Annotated in this window: 14 protein-coding genes; 7 read left to right on the top strand and 7 right to left on the bottom strand. The window is 60.6% G+C overall.

Annotation, left to right across the window (positions count from 1 at the left end):
* The coding region (locus tag Q4Q11_RS26560; RefSeq protein WP_498571333.1) for an acetyl-CoA C-acetyltransferase at positions 1-912 on the top strand (912 nt) is incomplete at its 5' end.
* Positions 913-1175: 263 nt separating this feature from the next.
* A complete protein-coding gene (locus Q4Q11_RS26555; RefSeq protein WP_113214985.1) occupies positions 1176-1901 on the top strand; it encodes a beta-ketoacyl-ACP reductase in 726 nt (241 codons plus the stop codon).
* Positions 1902-1959: 58 nt separating this feature from the next.
* On the opposite strand, the gene Q4Q11_RS26550 is transcribed toward Q4Q11_RS26555, so the two are convergent.
* From Q4Q11_RS26550 to Q4Q11_RS26540, 3 genes are all read right to left on the bottom strand, one after another.
* The gene (locus Q4Q11_RS26550; RefSeq protein ID WP_498571332.1) at positions 1960-2136 is read right to left on the bottom strand and encodes a hypothetical protein; all 177 of its coding nucleotides are present in this window, start codon (positions 2134-2136) and stop codon (positions 1960-1962) included.
* A gap of 146 nt (positions 2137-2282) precedes the next feature.
* Entirely contained in the window at positions 2283-2537 is a 255-nt protein-coding gene (locus Q4Q11_RS26545) for a YMGG-like glycine zipper-containing protein (protein WP_112336180.1), read from the bottom strand.
* Positions 2538-2586: 49 nt separating this feature from the next.
* Entirely contained in the window at positions 2587-2742 is a 156-nt protein-coding gene (locus tag Q4Q11_RS26540) for a DUF3309 domain-containing protein (protein ID WP_112504871.1), read from the bottom strand.
* 1260 nt (positions 2743-4002) lie between these two features.
* Here Q4Q11_RS26540 and Q4Q11_RS26535 point away from each other — a divergent pair.
* The 5 genes from Q4Q11_RS26535 (at position 4003) to Q4Q11_RS26515 (ending at position 10347) form a co-directional block, all read left to right on the top strand.
* Complete coding sequence (locus Q4Q11_RS26535; RefSeq protein ID WP_498571331.1) at positions 4003-7149, top strand: helicase-related protein; 3147 nt, start codon at positions 4003-4005, stop codon at positions 7147-7149.
* A 3-nt stretch (positions 7150-7152) separates the two neighbouring features.
* Positions 7153-7557, top strand: coding sequence for an RNA-binding S4 domain-containing protein (locus Q4Q11_RS26530; protein WP_498571330.1), 405 nt, complete (start codon positions 7153-7155; stop codon positions 7555-7557).
* A 207-nt stretch (positions 7558-7764) separates the two neighbouring features.
* Positions 7765-8103, top strand: a complete 339-nt coding sequence (gene fdxA / locus Q4Q11_RS26525; protein ID WP_112504864.1) for a ferredoxin FdxA — start codon at positions 7765-7767, stop codon at positions 8101-8103.
* A 400-nt stretch (positions 8104-8503) separates the two neighbouring features.
* Positions 8504-9076 (top strand): CarD family transcriptional regulator, encoded by a 573-nt coding sequence (locus Q4Q11_RS26520; protein ID WP_068389886.1) that lies wholly within the window; start codon positions 8504-8506, stop codon positions 9074-9076.
* A gap of 407 nt (positions 9077-9483) precedes the next feature.
* Complete coding sequence (locus Q4Q11_RS26515) at positions 9484-10347, top strand: RNA polymerase factor sigma-32 (RefSeq protein ID WP_112504862.1); 864 nt, start codon at positions 9484-9486, stop codon at positions 10345-10347.
* Between the two features lie 136 nt (positions 10348-10483).
* On the opposite strand, the gene Q4Q11_RS26510 is transcribed toward Q4Q11_RS26515, so the two are convergent.
* The 4 genes from Q4Q11_RS26510 to Q4Q11_RS26495 form a co-directional block, all read right to left on the bottom strand.
* On the bottom strand, positions 10484-11911 hold the full coding sequence (locus tag Q4Q11_RS26510; protein ID WP_498571334.1) for a M48 family metalloprotease: 1428 nt from the start codon (positions 11909-11911) through the stop codon (positions 10484-10486).
* Positions 11912-12286: 375 nt separating this feature from the next.
* Complete coding sequence (locus Q4Q11_RS26505; protein WP_498571329.1) at positions 12287-13015, bottom strand: thiamine ABC transporter ATP-binding protein; 729 nt, start codon at positions 13013-13015, stop codon at positions 12287-12289.
* Positions 13008-14645 carry a thiamine/thiamine pyrophosphate ABC transporter permease ThiP gene (thiP, locus tag Q4Q11_RS26500; protein WP_498571328.1) on the bottom strand — a complete coding sequence of 546 codons (1638 nt, stop codon included), beginning with the start codon at positions 14643-14645 and terminating at the stop codon, positions 13008-13010. The genes Q4Q11_RS26505 and thiP overlap by 8 nt, the downstream gene beginning before the upstream one ends.
* 10 nt (positions 14646-14655) lie before the next feature.
* Positions 14656-15364 (bottom strand): thiamine ABC transporter substrate-binding protein (locus Q4Q11_RS26495; protein WP_498571327.1); only part of this gene is annotated, 709 nt, incomplete at its 5' end.

The raw sequence follows: 15364 nt of genomic DNA, 5'->3' as shown, positions 1-15364 counted from the left end.
GGTTCCGGCCTGCGCGCCGTGGCGCTCGGCATGCAGCAGATCGCAACGGGTGACGCAAAGATCATCGTCGCCGGGGGCCAGGAATCGATGTCGATGGCGCCGCATGCGGCCAACCTTCGTGCCGGCACCAAGATGGGCGACATGAAGATGATAGACACCATGATCAAGGATGGCCTGACGGACGCCTTCTACGGCTATCACATGGGCATCACGGCGGAAAATGTCGCGCGCCAGTGGCAGCTTTCGCGCGAGGATCAGGACCAGTTCGCCGTTTCCTCGCAGAACAAGGCGGAAGCGGCGCAGAAGGCCGGCCGGTTCAAGGACGAGATCGTTCCCTTCACGATCCAGACCCGCAAAGGCGACGTCACGGTCGATGCCGACGAATATATCCGTCACGGCGCGACGCTGGAGGGCATGGTGAGGCTCAGGCCGGCCTTCGACAAGGAAGGCACGGTGACCGCAGGCAACGCCTCCGGCCTCAATGACGGTGCCGCCGCCGCCGTTCTGATGACCGAGGCGGAAGCCTCGCGCCGCGGCATCCAGCCGCTTGCGCGCATCGTCTCCTGGGCAACGGCCGGCGTCGATCCGCAGATCATGGGCACAGGCCCCATCCCCGCTTCCCGCAAGGCGCTCGAAAAGGCCGGCTGGTCGGCCGGCGATCTCGATCTCGTCGAGGCCAATGAAGCTTTTGCCGCGCAGGCTTGCGCCGTGAACAAGGATCTCGGCTGGGATACGTCGATCGTCAACGTCAATGGCGGTGCGATCGCCATCGGCCATCCCATCGGCGCCTCGGGCGCTCGCATTCTCAACACGCTGCTGTTCGAAATGAAACGGCGCGGCGCCCGCAAGGGCCTTGCCACGTTGTGCATCGGCGGCGGCATGGGTGTCGCGATGTGCTTCGAGGCGCTCTAGAGCATTTCCAGGAAAAGTGCGCAGCGGTTTTCCGTCCGGAATGCGCAAAGAAACAGGAACGTAGAGCGTTTTCGCGATTCGAAGAAAAGCAGAAACGCTCTAGAGCCGGATGATTTCAGGTCGAGACGACCTAAAATCTGAATCCGCTTTCGGCATCGTGCTTGAAGCGTCTTAGGCGGAATTTTCCGTAAGAAGTGGTGGAAGTGGAGCGGGCGACCCGGTTTCGGGCGTCCCGTCTTCGCAGCAAAAAAGGGGAGTGGCACATGAGCAGAGTGGCATTGGTAACCGGGGGTACGCGCGGCATCGGGGCTGCGATTTCGATGGCGCTGCACAATGCGGGCTATAAGGTGGCGGCTACCTATGCCGGCAACGACGAAAAAGCCCGGGCTTTCCACGATGTAACTGGAATCTCTGTCCACAAGTGGGACGTGACCGACTACGAGGCGTGCGGCAAGGGCATCGCCAAGATCGAGCACGATCTCGGCCATGTTGAAATCCTGGTCAACAATGCCGGCATTACGCGCGACGCCATGTTCCACAAGATGACGCCGCAGCAGTGGCACGAGGTCATCAACACGAATCTCACCGGCCTGTTCAACATGACCCATCAGGTCTGGCAGGGCATGCGCGACCGCAGCTTCGGCCGTATCATCAACATTTCCTCGATCAATGGTCAGAAGGGACAGATGGGGCAGGCGAACTACTCCGCCGCCAAGGCCGGCGATCTCGGCTTCACCAAGGCGCTCGCGCAGGAAGGTGCCGCCAAGAACATCACCGTCAATGCCATTTGCCCTGGCTATATCGGTACGGAAATGGTGCTGGCGGTGCCGGAAAAGGTGCTGAACGAGCGCATCATCCCGCAGATTCCTGTTGGGCGCCTCGGCGAACCCGAGGAAATCGCCCGCATCGCGGTCTTCCTGGCCAGCGACGATGCCGGCTTCATTACGGGATCGACGATAACGGCCAATGGCGGCCAGTTTTTCGTTTAAAGTCTTCCGCTTTCTTTCGAGCTGCGAAGCGGACGGGATTGCCGGGCCAGCCCGGCAGTCATCCCCGGCCTGAATTTGCCTGCCGCCGATGCCGCGGCTTGAATTCAAGGACAACGGCGGCCTCCAGCGCGGCCCGCCGTTTCTCCCTGTCCCGCGCCCTTGCCGCGCTTACCAGCGCACAAAAGGTGGTGCCGATGAGCGCGAGTGCTGCAATGCTTGCGATGATTTCGGCCATGGTGCCGTTCCTTTCTCAAAACACTGCTGCCTTCCCGCGGCTGATGGTGCGGAAAGAAGATTTTCCTGAGGAACCGCCGCTTGCCGAATCCGCTCCGGGAGCGAAGCCCGACCGACCGCCGGGGCAGGCGGTCGGGCTATGCCGACTTAGCGGCAGCGAGCCTCATAACGGTGACCGTAGCGGTCGCGATAGATGCAGTAGCCGCGGCGATCTTCCGAACGTCCGATGAGGTTGCCGACGACGCCGCCGGCGACTGCGCCGACAGCGGCGCCACCCCAGCTATGGGTGGCCACGCCACCGATCAGCGCGCCGGTACCGGCGCCGATCGCCGTGCCTTTTTCCGTTGCCGTGCACGACGCCAGTGCGCCGACGAGGGCGATCGCGACGATGATCTTCTTCATGGTGTTAACTCCCTGATGTTGTTACGAGGTTTGAACAATAATCTGCGGATCAGATCCGCCCCATCAATAACAGAATGAGGACAATGACGAAAACAAGCCCGAGACCGCCTGACGGGCCATATCCCCATGCCCGGCTGTAACCCCAGCTGGGAAGTGCGCCGATCAGCAGCAGAATCAGTATGACAAGCAATACCGTACCAAGCATGATATGTCTCCTCCATGTCCGTCGCTTGAATATCCCGCCGGTTGCGTTGCTCGATCCGGCGTAATGCTTCAACGCCTCCAGCTCAAATCCATTTCTAGTGAATGGGCGGAGTTCTTCTAGAAACTTTCATCCTCGAAAATTGTTCCGGCTAAGAAATAAAAATGCGGAGGCGTCATGGCCGCGATGGTCAGCGAAACGTTAACGCAATGAAGCTGCGCGGCGGTGGCCGTAGCAGCCGATGGTCTTCTTTATGGTTAAAATATTATTAAAATACAATGGGTTGTGGTGAACGAAACGGGAAGGGCGGCGTGTCTGCGATTCGTCGATGATTCGTTCTCCATTTGGGCTTTGGTTAACAGCGAGGCGCTTCCTGCGTCCTGCCGATGCACTGGAAGAGCGTTGATGCGGCGGAGGCGGATCGCCGGAAGCCTGCGCCTTCATGAGCCGATCGGTTAACGAAGCGTGAGGCTGCTATTGGCTTCAGCCTCCGCGCTGGTCTCCATATCGCGATGCTGTCCCGGCGAAGTACCGGATGCAGCCGTGAACAAATACGATATCCGCTGCTGCCCGTGATTCGTCACCGATTCGTTCCGGCTTTGATCGACGTGTTGGTTCGCACACTTTTTGCGTGCGTATGTTCATTCATTATAGCCGTGCTCGTCAAAAGACGAGCCGCAATCTCAGATTCGGGTCGAATTCGGGGCTCAACCATTCAGAGTCCGGTATGCTCCGGCTGATGAAACGCCAGATGTTGTGGAGAACGAAAACGGAATCGCGCGGAAACAGCGATTCGTCGTCAATTCGTTCCTGCTTTGAGCCTCTTCCTGACGCGCTTGATTGATTCGAGAAAATTACCTCTATTTACAAATAATTAACCATAAGTCGACGCAAATTCCGCCCCGCCGTGCGTTCCTTGCTTGACCCTATTTACCGGGGCAAAAGGCATACAAATGAGATTCAGCATCTGGTGGGAGTCTTTTCATGGAAATCCATATGTTGTAGTGAACAAATAAGGAACGACGCGGAGTCAGCGATTCGTCTCCGATTCGTTCTCAAGCTGTTCCAGAATCCGCGGGACTCGCATGGGCTGTAGGGCAAATGCATCTTTTGATTGAGATGATCAATTATGAAATCGAATGTTGCTGCATCTGTTTTTTCATTCGGGTCTTGCCTTTGTCACATATGGTAGTCATCTGTTCGTTTCCTCCAGGAGGGACTCGCCGATCGGAAGATGGCGGTTTCTTGCCCATGCACGGACCTATGACTCAGACTTCGCAGCCCATGATCCTGAGCGGACGCGGCGTTATCGCGGTGCTCGGACCCACCAATACCGGCAAGACCCATTATGCCATCGAGCGCATGGTGGCACACGGCAGCGGCGTGATCGGCCTGCCGCTGCGGCTGCTTGCGCGCGAGGTCTATACGCGCGTTGTCGAGAAGGTCGGGGCGCACAATGTCGCGCTGGTAACCGGCGAGGAAAAGATATCGCCGCCGAACGCGCGCTACTCCGTCTGCACCGTCGAGGCCATGCCCCGCGAGACTCGCGCCTCCTTCGTTGCCATCGACGAGGTGCAACTGGCGGGAGATCTGGAGCGCGGGCATATCTTTACCGACCGCATCCTGCATCTGCGCGGCCGAGACGAAACCCTGCTGCTCGGCGCAGGCACCATGCGGCCTATCCTCGAACAGCTTCTGCCCGGGATTACCGTTCTGGAGCGGCCGCGGCTGTCGCATCTTTTCTATGCCGGGCAGAAAAAAATCACGCGCTTGCCGCATCGCACCGCCATCGTCGCCTTTTCCGCCGACGAGGTGTATGCGATCGCGGAGCTCATCCGCCGTCAGCGCGGCGGTGCCGCCGTCGTCCTCGGGGCGCTCAGCCCACGCACGCGCAATGCGCAGGTGGCGCTCTATCAGGCCGGCGATGTCGAATATCTGGTTGCGACCGACGCGATCGGCATGGGTCTCAATCTCGACGTCGATCATGTCGCGTTTGCGCAGGACCGCAAGTTCGACGGCTATCAGTTCCGCAATCTCAATCCGGCCGAGCTCGGTCAGATCGCCGGCCGCGCCGGCCGCCATCTCAAGGATGGCACCTTTGGCGTGACGGGGCAGGTGGATCCGTTCGACGACGAGCTGGTGCGCCGGATCGAAGGGCACGAATTCGATATGGTGAAAGTGCTGCAATGGCGCAGCAAGGACCTGAATTTTGCATCGATCGCGGCGTTGCGCGCCAGTTTGGAAGACGCGCCTCGCGTGCAGGGCTTGACGCGGGCGCTGCCTGCGGTAGACCAGCAGGCGTTGGAATATTTGTCACGCGATCTGGAGATTGTCGATCTTGCCAGCAACCCGGCCAGGGTTGAAAAATTATGGGAAGCCTGTGCGCTTCCGGACTATCGGCGCATTACGCCTGCCCAGCACGCCGATCTTATCGCCACCCTCTTTTCCGATCTCGTGCGCTATGGCACGGTGAAAGAGGATTTTCTGGCCGAACAGGTGCATCGCGCCGATCGGACGGATGGTGAGATCGACACGCTTTCGGCGCGAATCGCGCAGATAAGGACTTGGACCTATGTGTCGAACCGGCCCGGCTGGCTTGCCGATCCGACACACTGGCAAGAAAAGACGCGGGAAATCGAAGATCGATTGTCCGATGCGTTACATGAGAGGTTGACGAAACGCTTTGTTGATCGCAGGACATCTGTGCTCATGAAGCGCCTGAGAGAGAATGCGATGCTGGAAGCTGAAATCAGTGTGAATGGGGATGTCTTCGTCGAGGGGCATCATGTGGGACAGTTGACCGGATTCCGGTTCACGCCAATCGCGGGAACCGAGGGGCCGGACGCGAAGGCTGTACAGGCTGCCTCGCTGAAGGCGCTTGCGCTGGAATTCGAGGCGCGTGCCGCCCGCATGCATGCGGCCGGCAACAGCGATCTTGCGATCAGCGCCGATGGCCTCGTGCGCTGGCTCGGTGATCCCGTCGCACGCCTGTCGGGCAGCGATCACATCATGCGCCCGCGCGTCATCCTGCTTGCCGACGAGCAGCTGACCGGCAATGCGCGCGATCATGTCGCCGCCCGCATCGAGCGCTTCGTGAACCATCATATCAGCACGATCCTGAAGCCGCTTGACGATCTCTCGCGCGCCGAGGATCTGCAGGGCCTTGCCAAGGGCCTCGCCTTCCAGCTGGTGGAAAATCTCGGCGTTCTGTTCCGTCGCGACGTCACCGAAGAGGTAAAGTCGTTGGATCAGGATGCGCGCGCCTCCATGCGCCGCTACGGCGTTCGTTTCGGCGCCTATCATATTTTCGTGCCTGCATTGCTGAAGCCGGCGCCGGCCGAACTCATCACCCTGCTTTGGGCGCTGAAGAACGATGGCCTCGATAAGCCGGGCTATGGCGATCTGATCCCCGTGCTGGCTGCCGGTCGTACCTCTGTTGTCACCGATGCGAGCTATGAGCGCATGTTCTACAAGCTCGCCGGCTTCCGCTTCCTCGGCAAGCGTGCCGTGCGCATCGATATTCTCGAGCGTCTGGCGGACCTCATCCGTCCGCTGCTGCAATGGAAGCCCGGCCAGGCTTCGCGTCCCGAAGGCGCTTATGACGGCCGCCGCTTCACCACGACGACCGCGATGCTTTCCATCCTCGGCGCCACGCTGGAGGATATGGAGGAAATCCTCAAGGGTCTCGGCTATCGCGCCGATTCCGTAAAGGCGGAAGAGGCTGTGGCCTTCCTCGCTCAGCAGGATGCCGTTGCGGCACCGGCGGTGCCGGCCGCGGATGCCGCTGGCGAAAAGGTCGACCATGATGACGCCGATGCCGCGGGCGAAGAGCCGGCTAAGGAAACTGAAACCGTTATGCAGGACGCGGCTCCGACTGCGGATGCCCCCGTGGAGCCGGTGGCAGTGACCGCTGATGTAGCCGAGGCTGCCGGAGCCGTTGCCGCCGAGTCGGCAGAACCGAAGCCGGTTCTGCTCTGGCGTCTGGGCGGCCGCAACGACCATCAGCAGCGTCAGGGCGCCCGCGGCCATGGCGATCGTCGTGGCGGCCATCAGGGCGAGGGTCGTTCTCAAAACGGCAACCGCCGCAATGGCGAGCAGCAGGCGGGCGGCGAGGGCAATCGCGATCGGCGCGACGGGCGCGATGCGCGCAGCGGTGACAAGGGCCAGCGCGGCAACAACCGCGAGGGCGGCCGTGCGCAGCATCAGAGCAGCCGCGGCGAGCGCAACGACCGTCAGGAGCGTGGAGAACGCAACGACCGGAATGATCGCAACAACCGGAACGACCGCAACAGCCGTGGCGCATCGCAGCCGCTGCGCTTCGAAGCCAAGCCGCCGCGCAAGGAAAAGCCGATCGATCCGGATTCTCCTTTTGCAAAGCTCGCTGCCCTCAAGGAGCAGATGAAGAAATAAGCCATGACGGACGAGAAACAGCCATTTTCCGGTTCGCGCCAGCGCATCGACAAATGGCTGTTCTTTGCCCGCATGGTGAAGTCCCGCTCACTGGCGCAGCTTTATTTACAGAATGGCAGCGTGCGGGTGAACGGCGAGCGGGTCGCGCAGCCGAGCTTCGGCGTCAAGGCGGGTGATCGCGTGGAGCTCTTTCTCGAGCGCCGCGATGTCGTTCTGATCGTACGCTCGCCCGGCGAACGCAGGGGACCTTTCGAGGAGGCCAGGCTGCTTTACGAGGACTTGACGCCGCCGCCGGATGAGACAAAACGCCTCACTCCGCTCGAGCAGGCGCTGCGAGCACCCGGCAGCGGCAGGCCGACGAAGCGCGACCGGCGTGCGATCGACCGTTTGACTTCGGACGAGGATTAGAAAACTCTGTCTGTCACAGGCGGTTTTCAAGATTGTTTGTCCTTGAAATTGGCTGATAAAGTCGATACCTCACGGTCAACCTGCCGGTAACCAGCCGGACGGCGCGTTTGTGCACGACACATGCGTCCGCCCGTTCGGCTCCGTGGACAAGGTGCGACGTTCCAGGTTGCGCAGCCGCGGAAGCTAGAGACATTCCTGGAGTTCTTCATGACATATGTCGTGACCGATAACTGCATCCGCTGCAAATATACCGATTGTGTGGAAGTCTGCCCTGTCGACTGCTTCTACGAAGGGGAGAATTTCCTCGTCATCCATCCTGACGAATGCATCGATTGCGGCGTCTGCGAACCCGAATGTCCCGCCGAAGCGATCAAGCCCGACACCGAGCCGGGTCTCGACAAATGGCTGAAGCTCAATGCCGAATATGCCTCCATCTGGCCGAACATCACCGTCAAGCGCGATCCGCTGCCGGAAGCCAAGGAGATGGACGGCGAACAGGGCAAGTTCGAGAAGTATTTCTCGGCAAATCCCGGCACGGGCGACTGATCGAGGGCCGTGACAGGCCGGCGATAAAGGTGTAGTCGATATCGCACGGAACGAATCAATTGCGTTGGGCCGCGCAGGCCGTTAACGTGGCCTTTTTGGCGCGCGCGCAGCAAATTATTGATTTCCTCAGATTTTTGTGATAGCTTTCCCACACTGATCCACTGCGGCATTTTGCATGCCCAAAACCATCACGAAAGCAAATCACCAATCCGTACGCGGTTTCCTTGACATATCAACGTTTTGCGTTGTCGGGTCCCGGATCGCGATGGATGGGTTTCTGTTTGCATAAGTCTGGCTGGACCAGGATGAAGTGACCCGACGGTACCTCCGTCTCATCCGGGCCTGACTGACCCGGCCCCCCGGCCCTAACGGGGCGCGTAACAGGGAGTTTTTGAAAAGAATGACGACCCAGCAGAAAAAACCTTCAGCAGCACGCCATGGCTTCAAGACTGGTGAAGCGATCGTTTATCCGGCCCACGGTGTCGGCACGATCACTGCGATCGAAGAACAGGAAGTCGCAGGCATGAAGCTCGAGCTGTTCGTAATCGACTTCGAGAAAGACAAGATGCGCCTGAAGGTGCCGGTGGCCAAGGCCATGAGCATCGGCATGCGCAAGCTTTCCGAGACGGATTTCGTCGAGCGTGCATTGAAGGTCGTGCAGGGCAAGGCTCGCGTGAAGCGCACCATGTGGTCGCGTCGCGCGCAGGAATACGATGCCAAGATCAATTCCGGCGATCTGATCTCTATCGCAGAGGTGGTTCGCGATCTCTATCGCGCCGAGAACCAGCCGGAGCAGTCCTATTCCGAACGCCAGCTCTATGAAGCAGCGCTCGACCGCATGGCGCGCGAAATTGCCGCCGTCAACAAGATGTCGGAAACGGAAGCCGTTCGCCTCGTCGAGACCAATCTCAACAAGGGTCCGAAGCGTGGCAAGGCCATCGAAGAAGACGATTCGCAGGACGAAGCCGCATAAGGCTCACGCGCAAGATAATGCTTCAAAAAACCCGGCCTCCGTGCCGGGTTTTTTCTTTGGAACCTTTTCCATCCTGCCGCGTTGTTAGCTTCGTGTTGTCGGTCGGTGTGGGTGCACTCTTGCGCAGAGGGGTTCCTGACAGGCCGCTTTATAGATATTCACGAGGACCGGCCTATGCGTTTTCATTCGAAGCTTCCCGGCGATCTGAAGATGCTTCAATCGTCTGACCCGTTGGCGGAGATCGAACTGGACTAGTCATCGATATCCGACGAGACGGATATCGGTTTCCAATTTGCAATTTCATTCATTGATTTCCATCCGAGCAGCGATGTTCGGAAACGATGCTTGCTGCCCTTTTCGTCGCCCGCGGCATAGAGACGATTTGAGGCCGAACCCAGGAGATGCATATGACGAATATGTCTGCAGATCGGCGCATGATCAAAGTTGCGATGGCTGCTCCCTATCTCGATCGCGACGAAGAGCATAACCTTGCCATTCGCTGGAAGGACCATGACGATCGTGGCGCGCGCAATCAAATCGCCACCGCCCATATGCGCCTTGTCATTTCGATGGCGGGCAAGTTTCGCAACTTCGGACTACCGATGAGCGATCTCGTACAAGAAGGCTATGTAGGTCTGCTTGAGGCTGCGGCAAGGTTCGAACCCGAACGTGAAGTCCGCTTTTCTACCTATGCAAGCTGGTGGATCAGAGCTTCGATCCAGGATTATATCCTGCGCAATTGGTCGATCGTGCGCGGCGGCACGAGCTCCGCGCAAAAGGCGCTGTTCTTCAATCTTCGTCGCCTACGCGCCAAGCTTGCCCGCAGCAATTCCAGCGTCACCGTGCAGTCCATCCATGAGGAAATCGCCGTGACGCTCGGGGTCAGCCTCGCCGATGTGCAGACGATGGACGCCCGTCTTTCCAGCAGCGATACGTCCCTGCAGGCACCGTCGATCTCCGGCGATTCCGAAAGTGCCGAGCGTATCGATTTTCTGATCAGCGACGAGCCGCTTCCCGACGAACAGGTTTCCGATATGATCGACGGCGAACGCCGCCGCGTCTGGCTTGCATCGGCGCTCAAGCATCTCAACGAACGCGAGATGAAGATCATCCGCGCCCGCCGCCTCGTCGAAGACGGGGCAACGCTCGAAGAGCTCGGCGCCGATCTTGGCATTTCAAAGGAACGCGTGCGTCAGATCGAAAGCCGCGCCATGGACAAGCTCCGCAGCGCGCTGGTCGATGCCGATCCACGTATGGCGAGCTATGCCTGAGACACCCGTTCTCCCGGTCGGGAGACGGTACAGCCGCTGGAGCGTTTCTGCTTTCCCTGAATCGCGAAAACGCTCTATCCTTTTGTTCTCACGCAATTCCGGACGGAAAACCGCTTCGCACTTTCGTGGAATAGCTCTATTCCGCGATAATCTTGACTTTGTCGCCGGGTGCAATCGTTGCCCCGGTCGGTAGGGCGTTGATCAGCTTGAACAGATCGAGCTTGCGATCGGTGCCCATCATGCGGGCCGCAAGTGTCGTGATCGTATCGCCGGGCTTGACGGTCACGACGCGGACGCGCAGCGGCTTCAGCGAGGCGGCCTCATCCGGTGTCATATGCCGGAAGCTTGCGCGCAGGGTGTTGGCCGTCTGATCCAGCTGGGCCAGATTTCCCTTCGGCACAGCCGTCAGGAAGCGGAAGATCTGCGTGCGATCACGAATGACGGTGACATCGAAATCCCAGCGGTCGGCCGAGGCGCGCGCAGTGGCGGCCGGCATGCCGTTGACGGTGATCGACTTGATCGAGGATGGATCGAGGCCCGTGACCCATCCGCTGGAAATATAGTTCGTCAGATTCTGGTTCTGGGTATCGGCGACGCCGTCGAAGCGGATGGCGATGTCGCCGGGACCGGTCGCCATGACTGCCTCGACCTTGTTGTCGATGCGGAAGTCCGGCGGGACGTCGAAACGGATGCCGAGGCCGCCATGCAGGAAGGTCTGGCCGCGCACATAGCCTTCCTCCGGGCTGTCGCCATAAAGCAGGCCGTCGATGCCGTTCAGGTAATAATCCCGGCCGGTGTCGCCGACCTTGCCTTCTTCGCCGAATTCGCGCGCGTGCGCCTTGGCAAGGTCGATACGCTGCGGAGTGCTCGGATGGCTCGAAAGGAAGTCCAGGCTCTGGTCCACGTCCGAATTGGCCGACATGAAGCGGCTGTAGTCCTCCATGGCGTTCAGGAAGCGTGCGGCGGCATAAGGATCATAGCCGGCTTGGCCAAGCGTGCGGATACCGATCTCGTCGGCCTGCAATTCCTGCTGGCGTGAGAAGGCGGCGAGACGCAGCTTGCCGCGGGCAAGCGCCTGCTTGCCGGCGAGATCGCTCGACAGCACCTCGGCGACGACACGGCTGGCGATGACCTCGGCCTCTTCGCGCTTCTGCCGTTCTATGCCGTGATTGGCGGTAACGTGCGCCATTTCGTGAGACAGGACAGCCGCAACTTCCGAGGCATCGTTTGCCAAAGCCAGCAGGCCGCGCGTCACGTAGAGATAGCCGCCCGGCAAGGCGAACGCATTGATCGACGGAGAATTGAGAATGGTGATGCGATAGGATTGCTGCGGATTTTCCGACACGCTAGTCAGAGCGCCGGCAATGCGCGCGACGAGGCGTTCGGTCTTGGCGTCCTTGTACTCACCACCGTAGCTGGCGAGGATGCGCGGATGTTCGCGGGCGCCCATCTGCGCGCGCGGATCGTTTTTCTGTACCTCGGACACGATCTGCGGATTGGCTGAAGGCGAGACGCTCGGCTGATAGGATTGATCCATCACCGACTGGCAGCTGTCCAGTATCATCGCAGCGGCAAGGAGCGGGGCCAGGCGGCGCAAACGGGCTGCGACGGGCACGGTGATCCTTCGTTCTGCTCGTTCGCGCTGCTTCAGTACCTGTCTCTCACTCATTTCGCTGCCATGCCGGCTCGGCACCAAATCCGGTTGATCGTTACCGGGCTGATCATCGTCGCGCACCGATAAAGGTTGCTTCCATCCCCATCGGTCCGCATTTGCCCGGACGGTCTCCGACCCTTGCTGTAGCCGATTTTGGCACTGGTTGCATAGCGAGACTCCGCTTAAATGTGGCAGCGTTGTATTTTAGCAAGCATTTCCCAGGACTTTCAGCCGTTCCGCACGACGAAATTAAGGCAAAGCCGGCAGCAAGATGCTGCGATGCAATCAATGTTGCAGAAATGTAGTTAGTGCCGGAATGCTGTCCGCCTCCAGGAAGGTCCCGATGGGGGCGGCGAGCTTGATCGCGCCGCCATCGATGAAGACGGCATGATCGGCAAGGCGCCGTACCTCGGCCGGATCGTGCGAGACGATCAGCACCGTATTGCCGGTCTCGCGATGCAGCGTCTTCAGGAGTTCGACCATGCCGGAGCGCAGGCCGGGATCGAGCGCGGCGAAGGGCTCGTCCAGCAGCAGGATCGGCTTGTCGCGCACCAGTGTCCGGGCAAAGGCGGCGCGCTGCCGTTCGCCGCCGGAGAGCGTACCCGGTTTGCGCTTCTCGAAACCGGGCAGTCCGACACGCGCCAGTGCCTCGGATATCCTCTGCCGGTCCTGTGCCGAAAGCTTCAATGACGGGCTGATGCCCAGGCCGACATTGGTGAAGAGATCGAGATGGGCAAAAAGATTGTTGTCCTGGAAGACGAGGGATACGGGCCGTTCGGCCGGATGCAGGCCGGTCACATCCTGTCCCGCCAGCAGCACGCGGCCGCGATCGGGCTGTTCGAAACCGGCCAACAAATTGAGGAAGGTGGATTTGCCAGACCCCGACGGCCCGGCGACGGCAATGATCCTGCCTTGCGGCAACGTGCAGTCGAAGCGGAAGTCATGTGTGCCGAGGCGCAGCTCGACGCCGGCCATGGCGATGCCTTGTTCTTTCATATCCCTGCCGTCAGCCATTTCGTCCGCTTTCGTGATCGCGCGTGCCTTGCCCTGCCGTGCCGGCGATGGTCAAGAGAAGGCACACCAGGCCGAGGATCAAGGCATAGCCATCGGCGTCGTTGGTGCGATAGCTGCCGAGCTTGCTGTAGACCAGCCAGGGCAAGGTCATCAGACTGTCCGAGCCGAAGAGCGCCACCGCACCGAGATCGCCAAGCGACAGGGCCATGGCGAAGGAAAGCGCCGTGAAGAAAGGTTTGCGCAGACCCGGCCAATCGATCACGCGAAGGCGGGCGATGCCGTGAATACCGAGGCTCGCCGCCAGCCGTTCGGTGCGGTGGCGATGGATGGAATAGGCCGGTTCGGTGACGCGGATGACGAAGGGAAGCGCCATTAGTGCATTGATGACGACGATCAGAATGGCCGCGAAGCGGCTGGGATCGCCCAGTGGCCTGAGCGCGAGAAACCAGCCGGTTGCCAGCACGATCGGCGGCACCAGCAGGATGAGGGACGAGCTTCCGCTGAGAGCGATCGCCAGACCGCGCAGGCCGAGGGTCTTGCGGCGATCCGCCGATATCGCCGAGCGGGCGCGAACGATCGCAAAGGATATCACGACGGATAAAAGGCCGGCAGCAAGCGCGATCGCCAGGCTCGTGATAGCAGCCTGCAGGAAGACTGGCTGGCCGGCGAGCTTCAGAAGGTTCGATTCGAGGCCGGTTACGACGACCGAAGCGAGCGGCAGGCCGAGAAAGAGCGTGGCCGCCGACAACAGCACGGCATCGATCCGTCGTGCTGCGGCTCTCTGCCCGTCGATGCGCCGCGGGGCGCGGCCGCTGGTCAGCCCGTGGTCGTCCGGTGCGTGAAACAGCGTCATGGCGCCCAGGACCAGGAGGGTGACGACGATCTGCAGCAGCGACAGCATCACGGCCCGTCCGGGATCGAAATCGAAACGGAGCGCCTGATAGATGGCCACTTCCAGCGTCGTTGCGGCCGGGCCGCCGCCGAGGATCAGGACCAGGGTGAAGCTGGTGGCGCAAAGCATGAAGATCAGGCCCGCGATGCCGGGAATGAGGCCGCGCAGCACAGGCCATTCGATGAAGCGAAAGATCGAGACGGGCCGCATGCCGAGCCCGCCGGCGACAAGCCAGTATTCCGACGGCACGCGCTCCAGCCCGGCGAGCATCAGCCGGCAGGCGAGCGGCATATTGAAGAAGACGTGCGCGAGCAGGATGCCGGCGAGACCGTAAATGCTGACGGGCTGCGAAAGGCCAAGTGCGGCAAGCGTATGATTGAGCAGCCCGTGCCGGCCCCATATGCCGAGCAGGCCGAGTGCGCCGATCAGCACCGGCAGCCCCATCGGGACGGCCATCAGCCGAATCAGCCACAGCCGGCCGGAAAAGTGCGGCTGGCGCGCCAACGCGCGAGCAACCGGCATGGCGAGTACGACGGAGAGCAGCGTCGAGAGCGCCGCCTGCAGCAGGGTGAACCGCAGAACGCGCAGCAGGTAAGGATCGGTCAACGGGTTCTCGCCGCCCGATTCGATGCCGGCGGCGAGCAGGACAAGCACGGCGACCCCGACGAAGAGCACGATGCCGGCGAGGCTGAGCGCCCCGCCGGAAATGGCCCGTTTTCGTTCGTGTGCCGTGAGCACGGTCAGGACGTCAGCGGCCGCTGGTGGCGGCCAGCCATTCGTCGATCCAGGCCTTGCGGTTCTTGTCGACCTCGGCGGGGCTCATCAGAAAGGTCTTCGACGGCACCACGAGCTTGCCGAAGGCGTCCGGCAGCGGCTCGGAGGTCGCCGAGACCGGCATCATCCAGTTGCTTGTCGGGATGATGTCCTGGAAACCCGTGGAGATCATGAATTTCAGGAAGTCGCGAGCAAGCTCCTTGTTCGGCGAGGATTTGATGAGGCCGGCGACCTCGATCTGGATGTAATGCCCTTCCGAGAAGGCAGCGGCCTGATAGCGGTCGGTCTTATCCTCGATCATGTGATAGGCGGGCGACGTCGTATAGGAGAGCACCATCGGCGCTTCGCCTTTGGTGAACAGGTCATAGGCTTCCGACCAGCCTGGTGTCACCGTCAGGATGCGGCCCTTGAGTTTGGTCCAGGCGTCAGCCGCCTTGTCGCCATAGATCGACTTGACCCAGAGCAGCAGGCCGAGGCCCGGTGTCGAGGTGCGCGGATCTTCGATGACGATTTTCTGCGAGGGATCGCCTTCGACGAGATCCTTCATGCTCTTAGGCGGATTCTTGACCGTCTGGCTGTCGTAGATCACAGCGAAATGGCCGTAATCGTAAGGTACGAAGACATCGTCCTTGAAATTGCCGGGAACCTTGAGTGCGGAGGTATCGACGCCGCTGGCATCGAAT

This window comes from Rhizobium sp. UFLA01-1127, assembly GCF_059803845.1.
This window is presented reverse-complemented; position numbering and strand designations above follow the sequence as displayed.

Bases quoted from the DNA above. Each gene is read 5' to 3' on its own strand.
- Q4Q11_RS26510 (WP_498571334.1), bottom strand. From the start codon at position 11,911: ATGATACTGGACAGCTGCCAGTCGGTGATGGATCAATCCTATCAGCCG.
- fdxA (WP_112504864.1), top strand. From the start codon at position 7,765: ATGACATATGTCGTGACCGATAACTGCATCCGCTGCAAATATACCGAT.
- Q4Q11_RS26555 (WP_113214985.1), top strand. From the start codon at position 1,176: ATGAGCAGAGTGGCATTGGTAACCGGGGGTACGCGCGGCATCGGGGCT.
- Q4Q11_RS26540 (WP_112504871.1), bottom strand. From the start codon at position 2,742: ATGCTTGGTACGGTATTGCTTGTCATACTGATTCTGCTGCTGATCGGC.
- Q4Q11_RS26545 (WP_112336180.1), bottom strand. From the start codon at position 2,537: ATGAAGAAGATCATCGTCGCGATCGCCCTCGTCGGCGCACTGGCGTCG.
- Q4Q11_RS26505 (WP_498571329.1), bottom strand. From the start codon at position 13,015: ATGGCTGACGGCAGGGATATGAAAGAACAAGGCATCGCCATGGCCGGC.
- Q4Q11_RS26535 (WP_498571331.1), top strand. From the start codon at position 4,003: ATGACTCAGACTTCGCAGCCCATGATCCTGAGCGGACGCGGCGTTATC.
- Q4Q11_RS26520 (WP_068389886.1), top strand. From the start codon at position 8,504: ATGACGACCCAGCAGAAAAAACCTTCAGCAGCACGCCATGGCTTCAAG.
- Q4Q11_RS26530 (WP_498571330.1), top strand. From the start codon at position 7,153: ATGACGGACGAGAAACAGCCATTTTCCGGTTCGCGCCAGCGCATCGAC.
- Q4Q11_RS26515 (WP_112504862.1), top strand. From the start codon at position 9,484: ATGACGAATATGTCTGCAGATCGGCGCATGATCAAAGTTGCGATGGCT.
- Q4Q11_RS26550 (WP_498571332.1), bottom strand. From the start codon at position 2,136: ATGGCCGAAATCATCGCAAGCATTGCAGCACTCGCGCTCATCGGCACC.